The 20,851-nt window shown below is 66.9% G+C and carries 21 protein-coding genes; 8 read left to right on the top strand and 13 right to left on the bottom strand.

What is annotated here, in order from left to right:
- Window positions 1-21 precede the first annotated feature (21 nt).
- The 8 genes from Q5701_RS03495 to Q5701_RS03460 form a co-directional block, all read right to left on the bottom strand.
- A complete protein-coding gene (locus Q5701_RS03495; protein WP_306753768.1) occupies window positions 22-984 on the bottom strand; it encodes a Bug family tripartite tricarboxylate transporter substrate binding protein in 963 nt (320 codons plus the stop codon).
- A gap of 21 nt (window positions 985-1,005) precedes the next feature.
- Window positions 1,006-2,514: a tripartite tricarboxylate transporter permease gene (locus tag Q5701_RS03490; protein ID WP_306753766.1), complete on the bottom strand. Its 1,509-nt coding sequence runs from the start codon at window positions 2,512-2,514 to the stop codon at window positions 1,006-1,008.
- A 9-nt stretch (window positions 2,515-2,523) separates the two neighbouring features.
- Window positions 2,524-2,988 carry a tripartite tricarboxylate transporter TctB family protein gene (locus Q5701_RS03485; RefSeq protein WP_234853541.1) on the bottom strand — a complete coding sequence of 155 codons (465 nt, stop codon included), beginning with the start codon at window positions 2,986-2,988 and terminating at the stop codon, window positions 2,524-2,526.
- A 54-nt stretch (window positions 2,989-3,042) separates the two neighbouring features.
- Window positions 3,043-4,017 (bottom strand): tripartite tricarboxylate transporter substrate-binding protein, encoded by a 975-nt coding sequence (locus Q5701_RS03480; protein ID WP_306753763.1) that lies wholly within the window; start codon window positions 4,015-4,017, stop codon window positions 3,043-3,045.
- Window positions 4,018-4,166: 149 nt separating this feature from the next.
- Window positions 4,167-6,113: a MacB family efflux pump subunit gene (locus Q5701_RS03475; RefSeq protein WP_306753762.1), complete on the bottom strand. Its 1,947-nt coding sequence runs from the start codon at window positions 6,111-6,113 to the stop codon at window positions 4,167-4,169.
- Between the two features lie 4 nt (window positions 6,114-6,117).
- Window positions 6,118-7,317, bottom strand: coding sequence for an efflux RND transporter periplasmic adaptor subunit (locus Q5701_RS03470; RefSeq protein WP_234853538.1), 1,200 nt, complete (start codon window positions 7,315-7,317; stop codon window positions 6,118-6,120).
- A 137-nt stretch (window positions 7,318-7,454) separates the two neighbouring features.
- Window positions 7,455-8,906 (bottom strand): xylulokinase, encoded by a 1,452-nt coding sequence (xylB, locus tag Q5701_RS03465; RefSeq protein WP_306753760.1) that lies wholly within the window; start codon window positions 8,904-8,906, stop codon window positions 7,455-7,457.
- 21 nt (window positions 8,907-8,927) lie between these two features.
- The gene (locus Q5701_RS03460; protein WP_306753759.1) at window positions 8,928-9,623 is read right to left on the bottom strand and encodes an HAD family hydrolase; all 696 of its coding nucleotides are present in this window, start codon (window positions 9,621-9,623) and stop codon (window positions 8,928-8,930) included.
- An 86-nt stretch (window positions 9,624-9,709) separates the two neighbouring features.
- Here Q5701_RS03460 and Q5701_RS03455 point away from each other — a divergent pair, with 86 nt between their 5' ends.
- Complete coding sequence (locus tag Q5701_RS03455) at window positions 9,710-10,453, top strand: bifunctional sulfate adenylyltransferase/adenylylsulfate kinase (RefSeq protein WP_306753757.1); 744 nt, start codon at window positions 9,710-9,712, stop codon at window positions 10,451-10,453.
- Window positions 10,454-10,499: 46 nt separating this feature from the next.
- Complete coding sequence (locus Q5701_RS03450) at window positions 10,500-11,948, top strand: MFS transporter (protein ID WP_306753755.1); 1,449 nt, start codon at window positions 10,500-10,502, stop codon at window positions 11,946-11,948.
- Here the strand turns inward: Q5701_RS03450 and Q5701_RS03445 are convergent.
- Window positions 11,935-12,162, bottom strand: coding sequence for a DUF1150 family protein (locus Q5701_RS03445; protein ID WP_306753754.1), 228 nt, complete (start codon window positions 12,160-12,162; stop codon window positions 11,935-11,937). The genes Q5701_RS03450 and Q5701_RS03445 overlap by 14 nt on opposite strands.
- 11 nt (window positions 12,163-12,173) lie before the next feature.
- A complete protein-coding gene (locus Q5701_RS03440; RefSeq protein WP_234853532.1) occupies window positions 12,174-12,584 on the bottom strand; it encodes an Hsp20 family protein in 411 nt (136 codons plus the stop codon).
- Between the two features lie 220 nt (window positions 12,585-12,804).
- Here Q5701_RS03440 and Q5701_RS03435 point away from each other — a divergent pair, with 220 nt between their 5' ends.
- The 4 genes from Q5701_RS03435 to Q5701_RS03420 are packed head-to-tail and all read left to right on the top strand — an operon-like array spanning window position 12,805 to window position 15,033.
- Window positions 12,805-13,023 (top strand): YdcH family protein, encoded by a 219-nt coding sequence (locus tag Q5701_RS03435; protein WP_234853531.1) that lies wholly within the window; start codon window positions 12,805-12,807, stop codon window positions 13,021-13,023.
- Window positions 13,024-13,077: 54 nt separating this feature from the next.
- The gene (gene purE / locus Q5701_RS03430; RefSeq protein WP_306753752.1) at window positions 13,078-13,563 is read left to right on the top strand and encodes a 5-(carboxyamino)imidazole ribonucleotide mutase; all 486 of its coding nucleotides are present in this window, start codon (window positions 13,078-13,080) and stop codon (window positions 13,561-13,563) included.
- Window positions 13,556-14,590 (top strand): 5-(carboxyamino)imidazole ribonucleotide synthase, encoded by a 1,035-nt coding sequence (locus Q5701_RS03425; protein WP_306753751.1) that lies wholly within the window; start codon window positions 13,556-13,558, stop codon window positions 14,588-14,590. The genes purE and Q5701_RS03425 overlap by 8 nt, the downstream gene beginning before the upstream one ends.
- Complete coding sequence (locus tag Q5701_RS03420; protein WP_306753750.1) at window positions 14,587-15,033, top strand: NUDIX domain-containing protein; 447 nt, start codon at window positions 14,587-14,589, stop codon at window positions 15,031-15,033. The genes Q5701_RS03425 and Q5701_RS03420 overlap by 4 nt, the downstream gene beginning before the upstream one ends.
- A 64-nt stretch (window positions 15,034-15,097) precedes the next feature.
- On the opposite strand, the gene purF is transcribed toward Q5701_RS03420, so the two are convergent.
- From purF to radA, 3 genes are all read right to left on the bottom strand, one after another.
- Window positions 15,098-16,588, bottom strand: coding sequence for an amidophosphoribosyltransferase (gene purF / locus Q5701_RS03415; protein ID WP_306753749.1), 1,491 nt, complete (start codon window positions 16,586-16,588; stop codon window positions 15,098-15,100).
- Between the two features lie 150 nt (window positions 16,589-16,738).
- Window positions 16,739-17,335 (bottom strand): CvpA family protein, encoded by a 597-nt coding sequence (locus tag Q5701_RS03410; RefSeq protein WP_306753748.1) that lies wholly within the window; start codon window positions 17,333-17,335, stop codon window positions 16,739-16,741.
- A gap of 42 nt (window positions 17,336-17,377) precedes the next feature.
- A complete protein-coding gene (gene radA / locus Q5701_RS03405) occupies window positions 17,378-18,742 on the bottom strand; it encodes a DNA repair protein RadA (protein ID WP_234853525.1) in 1,365 nt (454 codons plus the stop codon).
- Window positions 18,743-18,857: 115 nt separating this feature from the next.
- Between radA and Q5701_RS03400 the strand changes: the two genes are divergently transcribed.
- Window positions 18,858-20,159, top strand: a complete 1,302-nt coding sequence (locus Q5701_RS03400; RefSeq protein ID WP_306753747.1) for a lipoprotein-releasing ABC transporter permease subunit — start codon at window positions 18,858-18,860, stop codon at window positions 20,157-20,159.
- Window positions 20,152-20,823 (top strand): ABC transporter ATP-binding protein, encoded by a 672-nt coding sequence (locus Q5701_RS03395; RefSeq protein WP_306753746.1) that lies wholly within the window; start codon window positions 20,152-20,154, stop codon window positions 20,821-20,823. The genes Q5701_RS03400 and Q5701_RS03395 overlap by 8 nt, the downstream gene beginning before the upstream one ends.
- Window positions 20,824-20,851 lie beyond the last annotated feature (28 nt).

The raw sequence follows: 20,851 nt of genomic DNA, 5'->3' as shown, positions 1-20,851 counted from the left end.
ACCCCCGCAGGGCCGGTTGGTTCAATCCATGCTGACGTTGGCGTCGCGGACCACGGGTTCCCATTTCGCCATCTCGTCCCCGACATGATCCGCCAGTTCCGCAGGGGTCGAGGCGACAATGGTCGCGGAAAACTCGCCCATGCGTTCGACGACCGCCGGGTCGGCCATGGCGGCCTGGGCGGCGGCGGCAAGCGCCTCGACAGCCTCGGGCGGGGTGCCTGCGGGGGCGAACAGGGCGTTCCAGCTGTAGGTTTCATAACCCGGCAGGGTTTCGGCGATGGCGGGCACGTCGGGGAAGCTGGGTGCGCGTTCCGCCGTGGTCACGCCCAGGGCGCGCAGCTTGCCGCTGCTGATATGCCCGGAAGCCGAGGGCAGGTTGTCGAAGATGATCGGCACCTGGTTGCCCAGCACATCCGTCAGCGCCGGGCCGGATCCCTTGTAGGGGATGTGGTCGATCTCGACCCCTGCCATGGCCTTGAACAACTCGCCCGACAGGTGCAGCGGCGTGCCGTTGCCCGAGGAGGCATAGGCCAGCGGTTCCGCCTTGGCCAAGTCGATCAGTTCCTGCACGGTCTGGGCAGGCACGTCGGGATGGACCGCCAGCACGTTCGGCACCAGCACCAGCAGCGACACGGGCGCGAAATCCGCCACCGGGTCATAGGGCTTCTGCTTCAGGATCAACGGGTTCAGGGCGTGCGTGGCGACGGTGCCCATCAGGATCGTATAGCCATCAGGCTTGGCCTGGGCGACCTGCTGCGCGCCCAGGCTGCCGCCCGCGCCGCCGACGTTCTGGACGACGATCTGCTGGCCCAGTTCCGCGCTCATCCGTTCGGCGACGATGCGGCCCACCACGTCGGTGGAACCGCCTGCGGCAAAGGGGATGACTAGGGTAACCTGGCGTTCGGGAAATTCGGCGGCTGCCGTTCCGGCAAGGCCCAGGGCCAGGGTCGATGCCAGTAGGACGCGGCGGGTGATGGATGGCATGGTAATCTTCCTTGGTTGTGGTCAGGCGTCGGTTTCGGTGAAGACCTCGTCGCGGCGCTTGCGGATCTGGGGCAGGAACACCAGCACCAGGATCGCCAGCGACAGGATCAGCAGGGCGGCGCTGATGGGCCTTGTGACAAAGGTGGTGGGATCGCCGCGCGACAGGATCATCGCCCGGCGCAGGTTTTCCTCCAGCAGCGGACCCAGGACGAAGCCCAGCAGCAGCGGCGCGGGCTCGCAGCGCAGCTTGGACATGATGTATCCCAGCAGGCCGAAACCGGCGACGGCGAACAGGTCATAGGGGTTCGAGTTGACGGAATAGACCCCGATGGAACACATCGCCATGATGATCGGGAACAGCACGTAATAGGGCACGGTCAGCAGCTTCACCCACAGCCCGATCAGGGGCAGGTTCAGAACCACCAGCATCAGGTTGCCGATCCACATCGAGGCGATGATGCCCCAAAACAGCTGCGGCTGTTCGCTGACCACGTTCGGTCCCGGCACGATGCCCTGAATGATCATGGCCCCGATCATCAGCGCCATCACCGGGTTTGCGGGGATGCCGAGGGTTAACAGGGGAATGAAGCTCGTCTGCGCACCTGCGTTGTTGGCGGACTCAGGGCCGGCGACACCGGCAAGTGCCCCCTTGCCGAACTCGCCGGGGTTCTTCGACAGCTTCTTTTCGACTGTATAGCTGGCGAATGCCGCCAGGATCGCGCCACCGCCCGGCAGGATGCCCAGGACGGACCCCACCGCCGTGCCGCGCAGAACCGGACCGACCATCTGGCGGAACTCGTCGCGGGTGGGGAACAGGCGGTTGATGTTCTTGGTCATCACCTGCCGGTCGTGTTCGTCTTCCAGGTTGCGCAGGATTTCCGCGATGCCGAAGACGCCCACGGCCACCGCCACGAAATTCAGCCCGTCCGCGAACTGGGTGATGCCCATCGTGAAGCGCGGCGCGCCGGTATAGACATCGGTGCCGACCATGCCCAGCAGCAGGCCCAGCACCACCATGGCCAGGGCTTTCAGGACCGACCCATGGGCCAGGGCCACCGACATGACCAGGCCCATCACCATCAGGCTGAAATATTCGGCCGCGCCAAATTTCAGGGCGATGGTGGTCAAGGGGGGCGCAAAGATCGCCACCAGGAAAGTCGCCACGCTGCCCGCGAAGAACGACCCCAAGGCCGCCGTGGCAAGCGCCGTTCCCGCGCGGCCCTGGCGGGCCATCTGGTATCCGTCGATGGCGGTCACGGCGGACGAACTTTCGCCCGGCATGTTGATCAGGATCGCCGTGGTCGATCCGCCGTATTGCGCGCCATAATAGATGCCCGCCAGCATGATCAGCGAGGACACGGGTTCCAGCTGGAACGTGATCGGCAGCAGCATGGCGATGGTGGCGGTGGCGCCGATGCCGGGCAGCACCCCGATCAGCGTGCCCAGCAGCACCCCGATCAGGCAAAAGGCCAGGTTTTCGAGCGAGGATGCGACGCCGAAGCCCAGGGCGAGGTTTGACAGCAGGTCCATGGGCGCCCCTTACAGCGGCAGCCAGGGACCGAAGCGCCGGAACGGCAGCCCCAGGCCATAGCTGAAGATCAGTGTGGACATGATCGTGACGGCCACCGCCAGGATCAGCGCGGGCAAGGGCCGCATCCGCACGGATGCCTGGCTGGCGATCAGCGTGGTGATGAACAGCGCGGGCACAAAGCCCAGGCCGCGCACCGTCAGGCCAAAGAAGATCGGCGCGGGCAGGATGAACAGGATGCCCCGCCAGGCTATGCGGCCCATGGGTTCGTCATCGGGCCGCCCGAAGGCCTTGAACAGGATCACCGCCCCCAGGATGAACAGCAGCCCCGACAGGACCATCGGGAAATACCCCGGTCCCATGCGGGTCGAGGTTCCCAGGTCAAGCCCCAGCCCCTGCCAGCCAAAAAAGCCCGCGATGGCCATGAACAGCAGGCCCGCCGCGATATCGGTGCCGTCTTTCGGTTTCGTGGACATGATCCCCCCATGCCGCAATGGAACCCGCCGCCGGGATGGCGGCGGGCGCGTGGATCAGTCGGCGTAAACGCCCGCAGCCTCGATCACCGGCTTCCAGCGGGCGATTTCGGATTCAAGCTTGGCCTTCAGCGCCTCGGGTGTGGCCTCCTCGGCGGACGAGGGCGCGGTGCCCAGGTCGGCCATGGCCTTGGCCACGCCTTCGTCGGCAAGCGCCTTTTGCAGCGATTCCGACAGGCGCGCATTGATTTCGGGCGCGGTGCCTTTCGGGGTATAGATGCCGTGCCAGATGCCGAACTGCATCGCCTCCAACCCGGATTCGGCGGCGGTGGGCAGGTCGGGGAACAGGTCAAGCCGTTCGGGCGTGGTCACGGCATAGGCCTTGATCGTGCCGCCCTTGATCTGCTGGGTGGTGTTGGTGGTCTGGTCGCACATGATGTCCACCTGGCCGCCCAGAAGGTCGGTCATGGCCGGGCCGGTGCCCTTGTACGGCACCGTGACCAGCGGCACTTCAAGCGCCTGCATCAGCAGCATCCCACACAGGTGACTGGCGGCCCCGATGCCCGCATTGGCCAGCGTCAGCGAATCGCCGTTGGCCTTGACGTATTCGATGAAGGCCGGGAAATCGGCGGGTTCGAAATCCTGGCGCGCGGTGACGACCATCGGCACCTCGGTCACAAGGCCCACATATTCGAACGCGTCCAGCGTTTCATAGGCCAAGTTGCGATACAGCGTATCGGATGTCGCCATGCCGATATGATGCAGCAGCACGGTGTATCCGTCGGCCTCGGCATTGGCGACCTGGCCCGCGCCCAGCGTGCCCCCGGCGCCGCCCACGTTCTGCACAACGATCTGCTGGCCCAGGTCGGCCGACATCCGCTCGGCCACAAGACGCGCCACGGTGTCGGTCGGCCCCCCGGCCGAAAACGGCACGACCATGGTGATCTGGCGTTCGGGATAGGTTTGCGCCCATGCCGGCGCACTCAGGATCGTTGCGGCGCACAAGGCGCCGATCAGTTTAGAAGCAGTCATAAGTCCTCCCAGACCGGTTATGCGGCATTGCGCGATGCCGTCATCCTGGGATCAGATTGCGTCAGCATTCCGGCCCGACACAAATGGTTTTTTCGGAAGGTCTTATCCGGGCAGACAAATTTCCGCCCGAGTGAGGCAAATTGCAGGACCTAACCCTTTGACAAGGCGGCGACGGGGTCCATGCGCGCGGCGCTGCGGGCGGGCAGGAAACCGAAGGTGATGCCGATCAGGGTCGAACTGACCAGGGCCGCGATCATCGCGTTGGGGGACTGGATCATGGTAAAGCCGGTGCTGAAGCGGTCAAAGACGACGCCGAAGCCAAGCGCCGCCCCGATCCCCAGCACGCCGCCGATCATGCAGACCAGCACGGCCTCGATCAGGAACTGTTGCAGGATGTCGCTGCGCCGCGCCCCCACCGCCATGCGCAGCCCGATTTCGGACACGCGTTCGGTGACCGAGACCAGCATGATGTTCATCACCCCGATGCCCCCCACCACAAGCGAGATCACCGCAATGGCCGAAATCAGCAAGGTCAGCGCGCCGGTGGTGCTGGTGATGGTTTCCCGGATCTGGTCGGTGTTGAAGATGAAGAAATCCTGCGTGCCGTGCCGCTGGGCCAGGAAGTCGGTCACCGCCGCCTGCGCCGCCGCCATGTCGGCTTCGTCGGCAATGCGCAGGGTCAGGCTGGACAGGGTGCTGGTTCCCAGATAGCGCGCCTGGACGGTGGTATAGGGCGCATAGAGCCGCAGGGTCTGGCTGCCCCCCGGACCGCGCGACGCGATCTCGGCCACGCCGATCACCCGCAGCATGGCGTTGCCCGCATAGATCACCTGGCCCACGCCATCGTCCATGCGGTCCGCGAACAGGCTGTCGCGGGTGTTGGTGTCGATCACGACCTCCTGCGCCATGCGGGCGATGGCGGTCGTGTCGAAGCCGCGGCCCGCGATGATCGCCGATCCTGTGACGGTGAAGTAATCCGCCCCCACGCCGCTGATCTGGGCATTGGCCTGCGTTCCGCCAAAGCGGATGGTGGCCGTGGCCGCGGTGCCGGGTGTGGCTGCCGCGACAAAGGGCAGGCGGGCCAGCGCCTCGGCATCGGATGCCACAAGCGTCTGGATCCGCCCCGACCTCATGTCGCCAAAGTCCCGGCCCGGAAACACTTCCAGCGTATTGGTCCCCAGAGAGGAGATGTTGGCCAGCACCCGCTGGCGCGACCCCTCGCCCAGGGCCACCACCGACACGACGGATGCGATGCCGATGATGATGCCCAGCATGGTCAGGAAACTGCGCAGCTTGTGCGCGCGCATGGATACGACCGCCATGCGCAAGGCCTCGAAAAAGGCCGAGCCGGGCAGGGCGGATGCACCCCTGGCCGCCGCTTGGCGGCGGACGGCGGCGGCGGTGTCGGGCTGGTTGCGGCGGTCGGCGATGATGCGGCCGTCGCTGATTTCGATGACGCGGCGGGCGCGGGCGGCGACCTTGGGGTCGTGGGTGACGATGATGATCGTGCGCCCGTCCGCGTTCAGTTCCGACAGGATGGACAGCACTTCCTCGCCGCTGCGGCTGTCTAGGGCGCCGGTCGGCTCGTCCGCCAGGATGACGCTGGCGTCGTTCATCAGCGCGCGGGCGATGGACACGCGCTGCTGCTGGCCGCCCGACAGGGCCGCCGGGCGGTGGTCCAGCCGCGCGCCCATGCCCAGCCTGTCCAGAAGCGATGCTGCCCGCGCGCGGCGGGCGGATGCGGCCTCGCCCCGGTAGACGGCGGGGATTTCGACGTTGCCAAGCGCGGTCAGTTCCGGCAGCAGGTGATACCGCTGGAAGATGAAGCCAAAGCGTTCGCGCCGCAGCGCCGCCAATTGGGCATTGTCCAGCGTGCCGATGTCCTGGCCCGCGAAACGGTAGGTGCCGGTGCTGGGCCGGTCCAGGCAGCCCAGGATGTTCATCAGCGTGGTCTTGCCCGACCCGGACGCCCCCATGATCGCCACGAATTCGCCGGGCGCGATGGACAGGTCCACGTCGCGCAGAACGGTCAGCGCGCCGTCGCCCTGGGGATAGCTGCGCCCGATGCCGGACAACTGGATGATCGGCTGGGCCACGCGATCAGCCCCGCATCCCGCGCGGCATCCCGGCAAGCGGGCCGCGCGAGGGGCTGTCGCCGCCGGTGCCGGTCACGATCTTCTCGCCCTCGGCCAGGCCATCGGTGATCTCGGCCATGACCTTGTCGTTCAGGCCGACGCTGACCACGCGATCCGACAAGGTGCCGTCGCTGCCCTGGACCTGCAGGCGATAGCGCCCGTCGCCATCGGGCGATCCAAGCGCCATGGACGGAACCGTCAGCACGTCCCGCGCCGTGCCCATGACGATATGCACCTCGGCCGTCATGTAGGTGCGCAAGGTGCCGTCCGGGTTCGGGACGGTGAAGCGGCCGTTGTAATAGATCGCCTCGGCCGCGGCGCTGCTGGCTGCGGTGCCTCCGATGCTGGGGTCGTTCACGATGGATTCGGGGGCCGGGGCCACGGCTTCCAGCACAGCCTCGTACCGGCGGCCGGGCGCGCCCAGGGTGGTGAACCAGACCTGCTGGCCGGGTTCGACCTGGCCGATATCGGCTTCCGAGATTTCGGCAAACACCTCCATCCGGGTCAGGTCGCCCAGCACGACGATGGTGGGCGCGGATTGCGCGGCGTTGACCGTCTGTCCCTGCTGGGCGGTGATCGCCAGGACGGTGCCGTCGCTGGGCGCGGTGATGCGGGTGTAGTCCAGGTTCGCCTGCGCGGTCTCGATGGCAACCTGGGCTTGGGCGATCTGGGCGTCGAGCGCCTGGATCTGGGCCTTGGACACGGCCACGTCGGACACCGCCCCGTCGTATTCGGCCTGCAGGGACAGGTTGCTGCGCTGCAATTTTTCCAGCCGCTCCAGGGTTCGTTCGGCCAGATCCAGCGTCGATTCCCGTTCCAGCCGCTGCGCGCGGGCCACGGCCAGGTCGGATTGCGCGGTGCGCAGGGCATTTCGCTGGTTGACCGAATCGATTTCCGCGATCAGGTCGCCCGTTCGGACCGTCTGGCCCAGTTCCACGGCAATGCTGGTGATCCGCCCGGATGCCTGCGCCCCGACCGCCACCAGGTTGCGCGGCTTGATGGTGCCTTGGGCCAGGACCGTCACCTCGATATCGCCGCGCGCGACGGGGGTGGTCAGCACGCTTGCGCCGGTGCTGTCCCCGGATTGGCCGATGCCCACCGCCGCCGCGCCTGCGGCAAGTGCGGCGCAGATCGCCAATGCCAATACCCCGTGGCGAAATCGCATCTGCCTGTCTCCGCTTTCCTGCAGCCGTTTCCTGGTTCCTAGATAGCGCCGGGCCCGCCGAATCCAATGCGACGGCCCGTCACGAGATTGCGGGGAACGTGCCGTTGCGGATTTCTGGTCGGCCGATCCTTCGGGTTCTACTGCACCCCACGGATCGCGGGATAGGCGGCGCGGAACGCCTGATACCCCGCATCGAAATGGTCCCGCAGCGCGGCATCGGGCGCGATCTCCTCGACCACATCCGGCGCGGTCATGATGTCGTTCACGCGGCCCCCACCGGCCGCCGCCATGCCCAGCCGCGCAGCACCCAGGGCCGCGCCGAACTCTCCGTCGGCGGGCAGGGCCAGGGTCACGTCCAGCGCCGTCGCGATCACCCGCAGCCAGTACCGCGACCGCGCGCCGCCGCCGATGGCCATCATCCGGTCCAGCCGCGCGCCGGTTTCCTTCAGCGCCTGGTGGCTGTCGCGCAGGCCAAAGGCCACGCCTTCCAGGACCGCGCGGGTCAGGTCGTCGCGCGTGGTGCCGGATCCCAGCCCCGTGAAGGCGCCGCGAATGACGGCGTCGTTATGGGGCGTCCTTTCGCCCGACAGATAGGGCAGGAAGCGCACGGTTCCGGGTGCCTGCAATGTGTCGCCTAGGCCTGCCGTCAGCTTGGCCGGGCGCGCGCCGGTGATCTGGGACAGCCAGTTGAGGCTGTCCGTCGCCGACAGCATCACCCCCATCTGATACCAGGTGCCTGGCACCGCGTGGCAAAAGGTGTGCAGCGCCGTTTCGGGTGCCGGGTGATAGCCGTCCCGCGCCGCCAGCAGCACGCCCGAGGTTCCCAGCGACACAAAGCCCTGGCCTTCGCGCATCGCGCCGATGCCGCAGGCGGCGGCGGCATTGTCGCCCGCGCCCCCCGCCACCACGACCGGATGGGACAGCCCCCAGGCCCGCGCCAGGTCCCCGCGCAACTGGCCTGCGGGGGCCGACCCCTCGACCAGCCGGGGCATCTGGTCGCGCCGCATATGGCCCGCCGCCAGCAGCGCGTCCGACCAGTCGCGCGCGCCGGTATCCAGCCAGGACGTGCCCGCCGCGTCCGACATATCCGATACGGCATCGCCCGTCAGATACAGGTTCAGGAAGGCCGCGGGCAGCAGCACGCGGGCGACGCGGGCGTGGTTTTCGGGTTCATTGTCGCGCACCCATTCCAGCTTGGGCGCGGTGAAACCGGGAAAGACGATGTTGCCCGACAGATCGCGCATACCGGGGGTGGCGTCCAGCCGGGCGGCCTGCGCGTGGCTGCGGGTGTCGTTCCACAGGATGCAGGGGCGGATCACCCGGTCCTCGGCGTCCAGCAGCGTCGCGCCGTGCATATGGCCCGCCACGCCGATGCCGCGCAGGGCCGAAAATTCGGGATGGCGGTCGCGCAACTCGGCCACGGCGCCCTCAAGCGCGGCGATCCAGTCGGCGGGATCCTGTTCGGACCAGCCGGAATGGGGATGGCTGACCGGATAATGCCGTTCGGTCGAACCGATCGGCTTGCCGCCGCCGTCCACCAGAAGCGCCCGCAGGCCCGAGGTGCCAAGGTCGATTCCCAGAAAACTCATGTGTCCCCCTGATGTCGTTGTTCAAACGCCTGTCGGCTGATGATCCAGAAGCGCGTCCAGCAATCCGTCAAGACCCGGCAGCACCGCGACGGCGCCGGCCTCGGACAGGCGGCGCGCATGGTCGGCCTGGATCCCGGACAGATGGCTGCCCCCGGTGAATCCCACCGCCCGCATCCCCGCGGCGCGCGCGCCGACGATCCCATGGGGCGAATCCTCCATCACCGCGCAGGCATCGGCAGGGATGCCCAGCCGTTCCGCGGCCAGCAGGAACAGGTCGGGGGCAGGCTTGCCCCGCGCGACCTGATCGGCGCTGAACGTGTTGGCGCCGAACCGATCCGCCAGCCCCGCCACCTGCAAGGTCATGCCAAGCCGGTGGACCGAACTGCCCGTGGCAATCGCCACCGCGATGCCGCGCGCCGCCAGGTCGTCCAGCAGGTCGGGAATGCCGGGGATCACGCGCAGTTCCGTGGGATAGCGCGCCAGCAGCCGGTCTTCGAAATCGCGGGCGAAATCGGGCAGGTCGTCACGGTCCAGCGCCTTGGCGATATGGCTGACGATGGACTGGATCGACACGCCCAGGAATTTCCGCCGCAGCTCGTCCATGGTGGTTTCCAGACCCTCGGCCGCCATCAGGTCGGCAAGGGTTGCCAGCGACATCGGTTCGCTGTCCACCAGGCAGCCGTCCATGTCGAAGATCACGGCGCGGATATCGGTCATGCGGACCCCCTGTTGGCGTTAACGGCCCGATCCCTACACCCATCGCGCGCGGATGACAAACGGCACCGCCTGCGCTAGTCGGGGGCATGACCCATCCCCACCAGACCCCCGTCCGAGAGCTTTATGTTTCCCCCGATGCCGCCACAGCCTTGCAGGCCGAGGCGGAAAAGCTGCCAGCCTGGATGCTGGACGCGCGGCAGAAAGGTGAACTGGCCTTGCTGATGAACGGCGCCCTTGCCCCCCTGCGTGGCTATATGAGCGAGGCAGAGTACAGCGCCGTGCCGGACGGGGCCTGGCCGGTGCCCCTGGCCTTGCAGGTAAGCGCGGATTTTTCAGGACGGGTGCAGCCCGGCGACGATATCGCCCTGCGCGATGGGGGCGGCGTGGTGGCGGTCATGTCCGTGACCGATGCCTGGGGCGATCCGGTCCTGCTGGGCGGCAAGGTCAAGGGCCTGCGCCGCCCGGACAGCACCGCCCCGAATAAGGTGCGCGCGCTGTGGCGGGATGGCCGCATCGACCGCGTTCTGGCCGTCCAGCCCGATCATGCCGATCAGGTCAGGGCGGCTGCGCGTATGGCCCAAGACATGGACGCCGCCTTGCTGGTCCAGCCCATGGCAGGCTTTGCGGTCGATACGCCTGCCGGCGCCATCCTGGCGTCCCTGCCGGTGGCCCCGCCCCCCGGTCCCCAGGCGGCGCTGTGGCAAGGAATGGTGGCGCGCAATTTCGGGGCCACGCATCTGATGCTGTCCGATGCCGCGGCACAGGACATCTATCGCCCGCACCAGGATCGGATCGGGGTGCGGGTGGTGGTCCCCGGCGGAACCTTTTAGACCGGCGGGGCTTCACGATCTGCAAACAGACAGGACCATCCCCCCGATGCGCACAGGCGATTCCGGTTACAATCCCTGGCTGGCGACGGTCCTGTTGCTGCTGGGCAACTTCATGAACCTGATCGACGTGAGCATCGTCAACGTGGCGCTGCCCTCGATCCGGGAAAACCTGAACGCGACGGCGGCGCAGATCGAATGGGTGTCGGCGGCCTATGTGCTGGCCTTCGCGGCGGGGCTGCTGCCCTTTGGGCGGTTCGGCGACAAGTTCGGGCGCAAGCGGCTGTTCCTGTGGGGCGTGGGGCTGTTCACGCTGGCATCGGCGCTGTGCGGATTGGCGCAGACCATGCCGATGCTGATCTGGTCGCGCGCGCTGCAAGGCATCGGCGGGGCGATGATGGTGCCGCAGGTCATGGCGATCATGCACGTCATGTTTCCGCCCGAACAGAAGGCGCGGGCCTTCGCCCTGGCGGGGGTGGTCGCCAGCCTGGGCGCGGTAAGCGGCCCGCTGCTGGGCGGGGCACTGATCACCGGCGACATTTCGGGGATGGGCTGGCGCCCGATCTTCCTTGTCAACCTGCCGGTCGGGCTGTTCGTGATCGCGGCAGGGCTTCGCTGGATCCCGGCGCTGTCCTCGGACCGGCGGATGCGGATTGACTGGATCGGCATCGGCCTGTTCTCGGTGGCGGTGGTGCTGGTGGTCCTGCCGGTGATCGAAGGCGCGCTGCTGGGCTGGCCCTGGTGGTGCATCGCCATGATCCTGGCATCCCTGCCGCTGGGCGCGCTGTTCATATGGCGGCAGGTGAGGCTGTCGCGGCAGGACCGCGCGCAACTGCTGCCGGTGACGCTGATGCGCAATGGCGGGTTCCTGTCAGGGGTGGCGATGGTGATGCTGCATTTCTCGGCCATACCGGGAATGTTTTTGGTGCTGGCGATCTATCTGCAGACGGGCTTTGGCCTGGACCCGATGCAATCGGGCATTGCGACCGCGCCCTTTCCGCTGGGCATCATGTTGGGCAGCTATGTCACCGGGCGTTTCGGCACGAAGTGGCTGTCGGGCCGCATGGCTGCGGGCGTGACGGTCATGCTGGCGGGAATGATCCTGCTGCGCCATGTCACGGGCCATCCGCCGCAGACATTTACCCCGGCCACGCTGATCGCGCCGCTTGCCATCTGCGGGTTCGGGATGGGGCTGACGATCTCTCCGCTGTTCCAGTCGGTGCTGCAATCGGTACCGGGCAAGGACGCGGGCGCGGGATCGGGGGCGATGCAGGCTTTCCAGCAGGTCGGCGCGGCCATCGGGATCGCCATCGTGTCCAGCCTGTTCTTCGTCCGGCTGCACGGGCAGGGCGGCGACGACTATGCGGGGGCGATGGCGCATGCGCTGACCTATCAGCTTTGCGCCTTCAGCGCGATCCTGGTGGTGCTGGCCCTGCGGACAAGCCTGCGCGGCAAGGCGGTCGATCCGCCCCGCCGCGAGGGGGTCAGTGGACGCTGACCGGGGTCAGTTCGTTCTGCCGGGCCAGAACAAAGGCCAGATGGCGGTCCTTGACCAGGGCCAGGCGTTCCCCGTCAACGTCATGGACCGCATACATGCTGTCGATGCCGCTCAGTTGCTGGCGGATTTCCTGCGGCAGGGTGCTGGTCTCGACCTGCCGGATGTAAACGGTTTTCTCGGCGTCGATGCCGCCGAAATCGAATTTGGTATCCATGATGATCCCCTTTACTTACGGCTGATCGGAATGGTCTGGACGACCTGCTGCGGATGGATGCGCTTCAGATCCACGTGCAACAAGCCGTTTTCGATGGCTGCACCCTCGACCTCGACCCCGTCGGCCAGAACGAAGCTGCGTTGGAATGCCCGTGCGGCGATGCCCCGGTGCAGGAACACGCGATCCCCTTCCGGTTCCGCCATCCGGCCCCGGATGACAAGCTGCCGATCCTCGGTCGTGACGGCCAGGTCGTCTTCGCCAAAGCCCGCCACGGCCAGCGTAATTCGGAACCCGTCGGGCGCGATATGTTCGATGTTATAGGGGGGATAGCCCTCGGCGCCCTTGGCGGCCCGTTCGGCCAGGCGCTCGATCTGGTCGAAGCCCAGAAGATAGGGATGCGCCCCCAGTGAAATCTTTGTCATGTCAGCCCTCTGCCCATCAAGCGACTGTGGCGCGGACCCCGTTTGCGGCAATCCGCCTTGGGCTCAATATGTGAACGCAAGCCAGCAGGTGCAAGGCCCCAGGATCCGGGGGTGAATTCGGGGGAAGAATCTGCGTGCCGTGCAGCATCTTGTTAACATGGGCGCTGCTAATGGTTATAGTCGATGCCAAGACCAATCGCCTCCAGCCGGGCCGAGCCAGATGAACATGCACCATGAAATGTCCCATGACGAAATCGCCCGTGCCAAGCTGGTGGCGCTGCGCTGCGAACACCGCGACCTGGACGAGGCGATCGCGGCCCTGTCGGCGCAGCAACTGACCTCATCGCTGGCCCTGCAACGGCTGAAAAAGCAGAAGCTGGCCCTGAAGGACCAGATCGCCCGGCTGGAGGATGAGATCACCCCCGACATCATCGCCTGATTGCGGCGCTGCGCCCCCCGCGTTATGGCAGGCGGGCAAATGCGGGGGACAAGGATGGACAAACCGGTGGGCATCATCATGGGTAGCCAGTCCGACTGGCCCACGATGCGCGAGGCTGCGGCGGTTCTGGACGAACTGGGCGTGGGCTATGACGCCCGCATCGTCAGCGCGCACCGCACCCCCGACCGGTTGTGGGATTATGGCAGGACCGCCGTGTCGCGCGGGCTGCGGGTCATCATCGCGGGCGCCGGGGGCGCGGCCCATCTGCCGGGCATGATGGCATCCAAGACCCGGCTGCCGGTGATCGGCGTGCCGGTTCAGACCAAGGCCCTGTCGGGCGTCGATTCGCTCTATTCCATCCTGCAGATGCCCAAGGGCTATCCGGTGGCGACCATGGCCATCGGGTCGGCGGGGGCTGCCAATGCCGGACTGATGGCGGCGGGCATTCTGGCCATAAGCGACCCCGCCCTTGCCCAGCGTCTGGATGCCTGGCGCCAGGCCCTGTCCGATTCCATCCCCGAGGCTCCGCAAGATGAGTGACATCCAGACCATCGGCATCCTGGGCGGCGGGCAACTGGGCCGGATGCTGTCCGTCGCGGCCAGCCGCCTGGGTCTGCGCTGCCATGTCTATGAACCCGGTGCCGCTCCCGCGGGCGACGTGGCTTGGCGGGTGACGAACGCGCCTTACGAGGACGAGGCCGCGCTGCGTGCCTTTGCCGACAGCGTGGATGTCATCACCTATGAATTCGAGAACGTGCCGACCTCGGCGCTCGACCTGCTGGAAAGCATCCGCCCGATCCGCCCGAACCGCCGCGCGCTTGCAGTCTCTCAGGATCGGCTGACCGAAAAGACCTTCCTGAACGACATCGGCCTGACAACCGCCCCCTTTGCCGATGTTCCCGGTCCGGCTGACCTGGATGCCGCCGTCCAGGCCATCGGCCGCCCGTCGATCCTCAAGACCCGGCGCATGGGCTATGACGGCAAGGGGCAGGTGCGGATCGGGAACGGCCCCGCCGAATGGACCGGCGCGCCGTCCGTGCTGGAAGGCTTTGTCGATTTCAGCGCCGAGATCAGCGTCATCATCGCCCGCGGCGCCGATGGGCAGGTCGCGGCCTTCGATCCCGGCCTGAACGTCCACGAAGGGGGCATCCTGCGCACCACAACCGTGCCCTGCGGCCTGCCCGGCGCCGTCACGACCGACGCCGTGCTGATCGCCGCCCGCATCGCCAATGCGCTTGATTATGTCGGCGTCATGGGCGTCGAACTGTTCGTGACTGCCCAAGGGCTGATCGTGAACGAGATCGCGCCCCGCGTCCATAATTCGGGTCACTGGACCCAGGCTGGCTGCGCGGTTGACCAGTTCGAACAGCATATCCGCGCCGTGGCGAGCCTGCCCTTGGGCGATGGCAGGCGGTATGCCGATGTCAGAATGGAAAACCTGATCGGCGACGACCTGGACCGGGTGCCTGACCTGCTGGGGGCGCCGAACACCCAGGTCCATCTTTACGGCAAGGGCGCGGCGCGACCGGGGCGCAAGATGGGCCATGTGAACCGGATCACCGGATGAGCCTGGCGCGGCCCCGGCTTGCGGTCCGCGCGGCGATCCTGCATGGCGACCGGCTGCTGCTGGTCAATGCCTATCCGGGCCATGGATCCGACCTGTGGTGCCTGCCGGGCGGCGGGGTCGAACCGGGCCAGTCCTTGCCCGAAAACCTGATCCGCGAGGTTTCCGAGGAAACCGGCCTGAGGATCACCGTCAGCGCCCCGATCCTGGTGAACGAGTTCCACGATCCCGGACGCGGCTTCCATCAGGTCGAAATCATCTTCCGCACCTCGCTCGTCAGCAAGGCCGGGATCATTCTCGAAGACCCGGAAAAGGTGGTGAACCGCTTCACATGGGCCACGCGCGCCGATCTTCGCGGCTTGCGCCACAAGCCCGACACCCTGGCCCGCGCCGTGTGGGGCCAGCACGCCGCCTGGTACGACCCGCTGGAACGGATCGTCCGGTAAATCTTCTTCACTGAAATATCCCGGGGGCCCGGGGGCTGGCCCCCGGCCATTGCGGGACGCAGGCCTACTCGGCCGCCTCGTTCATTGCCGTTTCGGACCCCGCCTTCATGCGAAAGCCGCGCTCCAACTGGTCGAACGGCGCCACCGGGTAATCGCCGGAAAAGCAGGCGTCGCAATATTGCGGGCTGGCCTTGTTGCGGCCCTCGGCCTCGCCCACGGCGCGATACAGGCCGTCCAGCGACACGAAGGCCAGTGAATCGACGCCGATCCAGTTGCGCATCTCCTCGGGCGTCATGTTCGCAGCCAGCAGCTTGTCGCGGTCGGGCGTGTCCACGCCATAAAAGCAGGGCCAGGCGGTCGGGGGCGAGGCGATGCGGAAATGCACCTCGGCCGCGCCCGCGTCCAAGATCATGTCCTTGATCTTGCGCGACGTGGTGCCGCGCACCACGCTGTCGTCGACCAGAACCACGCGCTTGCCCGCGATCAGGGACCGGTTCACGTTCAGCTTCAACCGCACGCCCATGTTGCGGATCTGCTCGGTCGGCTCGATGAAGGTTCGGCCCATGTACTGGTTGCGGATGATCCCCATGCCATAGGGGATGCCCGATTCCTGGGCAAAGCCGATGGCTGCGGGCGTGCCGCTGTCGGGCACGGGGCAGACCAGGTCGGCCTCGATGGGCGCCTCGCGGGCCAGTTCCACCCCGATCTGGCGGCGGGTTTCATAAACCGAGCGCCCGCCGATGATCGAATCGGGACGCGAGAAATAGACGTGTTCAAAGATGCAGAACCGTCCCTTGGACGGCCCGAAGGGACGCGAGGATTCGATCTCGCCGCGCGAAATCACCACCATCTCGCCCGGTTCGATCTCGCGCAGGAAATCGGCGCCGATGATGTCCAGCGCGCAGGTTTCCGACGCCAGCACGAAACCGTCGTCGCCGACCTTGCCCAGCACCAGCGGGCGCACGCCCAGGGGGTCGCGCACACCGATCAGCTTGGTCCGCGTCATGGCGATGACGGAAAACGCGCCCTCGATCCGGCGCAGCGCGTCCTTCATCCGCTCGGGGATGTTGCGCTGGATCGACCGGGCCATCAGGTGGATGATGCATTCGCTGTCCGACGACGACTGGAAGATCGACCCGCGCTCGATCAGTTCGCGGCGCAGCGCGGCGGCGTTGGTGATGTTGCCGTTATGGGCGATGGCGCAGCCGCCCATGTGGAATTCGCCAAAGAACGGCTGCACGTCGCGGATCGCGGTCGCGGCCTTGGTCCCGGCGGTGGAATAGCGGACATGGCCGATGGCCAGGGGGCCGGGCAGGGTGCCCATCACATCGGGCTTGGTGAAGTTGTCGCGCACATAGCCAAAGCGGTGCGCGCTGTTGAAGCCGCTTTCGGGGTCATGGGCGACGATGCCGCCCGCTTCCTGCCCGCGATGCTGAAGCGCGTGCAATCCCAGGGCCACGAAGTTCGACGCATCGACCACGCCGATGGCCCCGAAGATGCCGCATTCTTCGTGCAGGCGGTCCGAATCGAACGGATGGGCCAAGAAGGGTTTCATCGCGGCGTCCTGAATGGCTTTGGGCTGTCCCGCGCTATGTAAGGTGGGTGCGACCCAAAGTCACGCCCTCGCAAGGCAGCAAGGGCGGTTTTTCGTCACCAAAGCGTCATGGCAGGTCAGCCATGCAGCCTGTGCATCGGTTCGCGGCCCTCAGTTCGCGGCAGGAGGCGTTTCCTGGGCCGAAGGCGTGGCCGTGGCCGTGCAGCCCGACACCATCTGCTCGTACCGGCTGACGATCCAGCCCGGCGCGTCGTCGGGAACCTGGCTGTCCAACTGCCCGCGCATCCGTTCGAACACCTGTGCGGACCGGCTGTTTTCCACAACCGCGACCTGCTGGCTGGTCATCACGCGGTCATAGACGATAAAGGCGATCGCGACCAAAAGGATGCCGCGCGCCACGCCGAACAGGAATCCCATGCCCTGATCGACCCCGCCAAGCGCGGACCGCTGCACAACCGACGAAAACAGCGGCGTGATGATGGAAAAGACCACAAGCGCCAGGGCAAAGACGACGGCAAATCCCGCAATGGTGGCCAGTTCGCAACTGTCGCCCAGGAAACGGTCCAGGACCGGCAGTTGTGCGATCAAGGGTCGCATGGCGGCGGCGAAGATGAAGGCCAGGATGGCCGCGCCGATCCAGCCCAGGATGGCCAGCGATTCGCGCACGAAACCGCGCGACCAGGCCAGAATGGCCGAAAGGATGATGACCGCAGCCACCACCGCGTCGATAATCGTGAATCCGTCCATGGTACCTGCCCCTGCGCCGGTTATGTTATCAAATCAAGCACTTCAGCCGGCGCCGAAGACCTCGCCCACAAATCCCGTCAGGTCGGCGATGCGGCTTACGCCCATGCCGCCCGCGCCCTCGACCTTTTGGCTGTCGGGCAAAATCGCCTGTGAAAAACCAAGTTTCTGCGCTTCTTTCAACCTGTTTTCCGCCTGGGCCACGGGACGCAGGGCGCCCGACAGGCTGATTTCGCCAAACAGCACCGCCTCGGGGGGCAGGGCATTGTCTTCTCGGGCCGACAAAAGCGCCCCGGCAATGGCCAGGTCCGCGGCGGGTTCGCTGACCCGCATTCCGCCCGCGACGTTCAGGAACACGTCCAGACCCGCGAAGGGGATCCCGCAGCGTGCCTCCAGCACCGCCAGGATCGTGCTGACGCGCCCGCTGTCCAGGCCCACCACCGTGCGGCGCGGGGATGCAAGGGTCGAGGGCGCGACAAGCGCCTGAACCTCGGTCAACACGGGCCGGGTGCCCTCGATCCCGGCAAAGACCGCGCTGCCCGGCACCGGCTGACCGCGTTCGGACAAAAACAGTGCCGAGGGGTTGGCGACCTCGGCCAGGCCGCTGCCTGTCATCTCGAAGACGCCGATCTCGTCGGCGGGACCGAAGCGGTTCTTGACCGAGCGCAGGATGCGGAACTGGTGGCCGCGTTCGCCTTCGAAATACAACACGGTGTCGACCATATGTTCGACAACGCGCGGGCCTGCGATCTGGCCGTCCTTCGTGACATGGCCCACCAGAAAGATCGCCACGCCCTTGCGCTTGGCGAATGTCACCAGTTCATGGGCTGCGGCGCGGACCTGGGCCACGCTGCCGGGCGCGGCCTCGACCTGGTCGGACCACAGCGTCTGGATGGAATCGATGATGGCAAGGTCGGGGCGTTCGTTGTCCAGCGTGGTCAGGATGTCTCGCAGGTTGGTTTCGGCCCCCAGCCGCACCGGCGCGTCGCCCAGGCCCAGCCGCTGCGCGCGCATCCTGATCTGGGCGCTCGCTTCCTCGCCGCTGATATAGACGGCGTTCATTCCGCGCCGGGCAAAGGCCGCGGCACCCTGCAACAGCAGCGTCGATTTGCCGATGCCGGGATCGCCGCCCACCAGGACGGCGCTGCCCGGCACCAGGCCGCCGCCCAGCACACGGTCCAGTTCGTCCATCCCCGCCAAGTGGCGGGGGGGCGGGGCCTCGGTCGTCATCAGGCTGGACAAGGGCACGGCGCGGCCCTTGTGGGCGCCCAGACCCCGGCCCGGACCCTGGGACAGCGGTGCTTCCTCGACGATGGTGTTCCAGGCGCCACAGGCGTCGCAGCGCCCGGCCCATTTCTTGTGGGACGCACCGCAGGCGGTGCAGGTGAAAGCGTTGGTGGATTTTGCCATGCCCTTCATGTGGCATCTGGGGGCAGCCGCCGCAAGTTGGCAAACTCACGCCATTGTCGGCTTGATCTTTGGGGGCGTCCCGGTCAGGTTCCCCGCGTAAAATCAAGGCGTCCCGATGGCCAGTCCGCGACCGTTCTCCCGCTATGAATTCACCATCGCCTGGCGATACCTGCGCGCCCGCCGGGCCGAGGGCGGGGTCAGCGTGATGACCTGGATAAGCCTGATCGGCATTGCCCTGGGTGTGATGGCGCTGATCGCGACGCTGGCCGTGCGCGCAGGCTTTCGCGCGGAATTCGTGGACACGATCCTGGGCGCGAATGCCCATACGACCGTCTACATGGCCCCGCAGCGCATCACCAACGAGTTCACCGAGGATGTTTATGTCGTCCCCGGCCGGATCGCCGATTACGACGCAGTGGCCGCAAAACTGGCGCAGGTTCCTGGTGTCACCCGCACGGCGCCCGTCATTCGCGGGCAGGTCATGGCCTCGGCCAATGACAGCTCGAACGTGGCCGAGGTTTTCGGCGTAAGCCTTGAAAATCTCAGGGCAATGCCCCGGATCGTCGATCCCGCGACGTCGGTCGGCAGTCTGGCGGATTTCGACCGTGGGATCGCCATCGGGTCCGGCATCGCCCGCGAACTGGCGGTCGGCCTGGGCGACCGGATCCGCCTGATCGCCCCCGAAGGCGCGCGGACCGCCATCGGCACCACGCCCCGCGTCAAGGCATACGAGGTCACCTATATCTTCAGCGCCGGGCGCTATGACATCGACCGCACCCGCATCTACATGCCCATGGCCGAGGCGCAGTCATACTTCAACCGCGAAGGCGTGGCGGACGAGATCGAGGTTTTCGTGACCGATCCCGAACAGGTGGACGACTGGACCCTGCCCCTGCTGCAGGCGGCGGGCGAGGGGGCGCAGGCGTGGAACTGGCGCGACAGTTCCGGCAGTTTCCTCGCGGCTCTGGACATGGAGGATGACGTGATGTTCGTGATCCTGTCGGTGCTGGTCCTGATCGCGTCCATGAACATCACCAGCGGGCTGATCATGCTGGTCAAGAACAAGGGCCGCGACATCGGCATCCTGCGCACCATGGGCCTGACCGAAGGCGCGGTGCTGCGGGTGTTCTTCCTCTGCGGGGCCTTCACGGGCGTCATCGGCACCATCGCGGGGGTGGTGCTGGGGGTGGCTCTGGCGCTGAACGTGGACAATATCATGGCCGCGCTGAACGCGCTGACCGGCGGCGGCGCCTGGCAGCCCGAGGTGCGCGGCATCTATCGCCTGCCTGCCGAGCTGCGCGCCTGGGACATCTTTCGCGCCGTTGCACTGTCGCTGGCGCTGTCCTTTATCGTCACCATCTTCCCCGCGCGCCGCGCCGCGCGCATGAACCCGGTCGAGGCCCTGCGCTATGAATGACGTGTTGCGCCTGGAAGGGGTCGGCAAGACCTATGGCAAGGACGGTCCCGCCCCGGTGCCGGTCCTGCGCGGGCTGGATCTGTCGGTGGCAAGGGGAGAGGTCGTGGCCCTGGTCGCCCCCTCCGGTGCGGGCAAATCCACGCTGCTGCATATTGCGGGCCTGCTGGACACGCCCGATGCGGGCCGCGTGATCCTGAACGGCCGCGACATGACCGGCCTGCCCGACAAGCCCCGGACCGAGGCGCGGCGGGCCGAACTGGGCTTCGTCTATCAGTTCCACCACCTGCTGCCCGAATTCAGCGCGGCGGAAAACATCGTCCTGCCGCAGCTTGCCAACGGCGTTCCCCAACGCGATGCCGCCACCCGCGCCGCCGACCTTCTGTCGCGCGTCGGCCTGTCGGAACGGGCGCATCACCGCCCGGCGGCGCTGTCGGGGGGCGAACAGCAGCGGGTGGCATTCTGCCGGGCGCTTGCCAACCGCCCCGCGCTGCTGCTGGCGGACGAACCCACCGGCAACCTCGACCCCGAGACATCCAACCGGGTCTTCGACATGCTGATGGGTCTTGTTCGGGACACCGGCCTGTCGGCGCTGATCGCCACGCACAACCACGATCTGGCCGGGCGCATGGACCGGGTGATCCGACTGAACAGCGCGGTTGCCTGACGCATCCCGCCGGGGCAAAGTCTGGCCA

Origin of the sequence: Paracoccus actinidiae (assembly GCF_030863885.1) — a bacterium.
Taxonomy (GTDB): domain Bacteria; phylum Pseudomonadota; class Alphaproteobacteria; order Rhodobacterales; family Rhodobacteraceae; genus Paracoccus; species Paracoccus everestensis.
This window is presented reverse-complemented; position numbering and strand designations above follow the sequence as displayed.

Excerpts from the sequence above, each read along its gene's own strand:
- Q5701_RS03495 (WP_306753768.1), bottom strand. The coding sequence starts at position 984 with ATGCCATCCATCACCCGCCGCGTCCTACTGGCATCGACCCTGGCCCTG.
- Q5701_RS03490 (WP_306753766.1), bottom strand. The coding sequence starts at position 2,514 with ATGGACCTGCTGTCAAACCTCGCCCTGGGCTTCGGCGTCGCATCCTCG.
- Q5701_RS03485 (WP_234853541.1), bottom strand. The coding sequence starts at position 2,988 with ATGTCCACGAAACCGAAAGACGGCACCGATATCGCGGCGGGCCTGCTG.
- Q5701_RS03480 (WP_306753763.1), bottom strand. The coding sequence starts at position 4,017 with ATGACTGCTTCTAAACTGATCGGCGCCTTGTGCGCCGCAACGATCCTG.
- Q5701_RS03470 (WP_234853538.1), bottom strand. The coding sequence starts at position 7,317 with ATGCGATTTCGCCACGGGGTATTGGCATTGGCGATCTGCGCCGCACTT.
- xylB (WP_306753760.1), bottom strand. The coding sequence starts at position 8,906 with ATGAGTTTTCTGGGAATCGACCTTGGCACCTCGGGCCTGCGGGCGCTT.
- Q5701_RS03460 (WP_306753759.1), bottom strand. The coding sequence starts at position 9,623 with ATGACCGATATCCGCGCCGTGATCTTCGACATGGACGGCTGCCTGGTG.
- Q5701_RS03455 (WP_306753757.1), top strand. The coding sequence starts at position 9,710 with ATGACCCATCCCCACCAGACCCCCGTCCGAGAGCTTTATGTTTCCCCC.
- Q5701_RS03450 (WP_306753755.1), top strand. The coding sequence starts at position 10,500 with ATGCGCACAGGCGATTCCGGTTACAATCCCTGGCTGGCGACGGTCCTG.
- Q5701_RS03445 (WP_306753754.1), bottom strand. The coding sequence starts at position 12,162 with ATGGATACCAAATTCGATTTCGGCGGCATCGACGCCGAGAAAACCGTT.
- Q5701_RS03440 (WP_234853532.1), bottom strand. The coding sequence starts at position 12,584 with ATGACAAAGATTTCACTGGGGGCGCATCCCTATCTTCTGGGCTTCGAC.
- Q5701_RS03435 (WP_234853531.1), top strand. The coding sequence starts at position 12,805 with ATGAACATGCACCATGAAATGTCCCATGACGAAATCGCCCGTGCCAAG.
- purE (WP_306753752.1), top strand. The coding sequence starts at position 13,078 with ATGGACAAACCGGTGGGCATCATCATGGGTAGCCAGTCCGACTGGCCC.
- Q5701_RS03425 (WP_306753751.1), top strand. The coding sequence starts at position 13,556 with ATGAGTGACATCCAGACCATCGGCATCCTGGGCGGCGGGCAACTGGGC.
- Q5701_RS03420 (WP_306753750.1), top strand. The coding sequence starts at position 14,587 with ATGAGCCTGGCGCGGCCCCGGCTTGCGGTCCGCGCGGCGATCCTGCAT.
- purF (WP_306753749.1), bottom strand. The coding sequence starts at position 16,588 with ATGAAACCCTTCTTGGCCCATCCGTTCGATTCGGACCGCCTGCACGAA.
- Q5701_RS03410 (WP_306753748.1), bottom strand. The coding sequence starts at position 17,335 with ATGGACGGATTCACGATTATCGACGCGGTGGTGGCTGCGGTCATCATC.
- radA (WP_234853525.1), bottom strand. The coding sequence starts at position 18,742 with ATGGCAAAATCCACCAACGCTTTCACCTGCACCGCCTGCGGTGCGTCC.
- Q5701_RS03400 (WP_306753747.1), top strand. The coding sequence starts at position 18,858 with ATGGCCAGTCCGCGACCGTTCTCCCGCTATGAATTCACCATCGCCTGG.
- Q5701_RS03395 (WP_306753746.1), top strand. The coding sequence starts at position 20,152 with ATGAATGACGTGTTGCGCCTGGAAGGGGTCGGCAAGACCTATGGCAAG.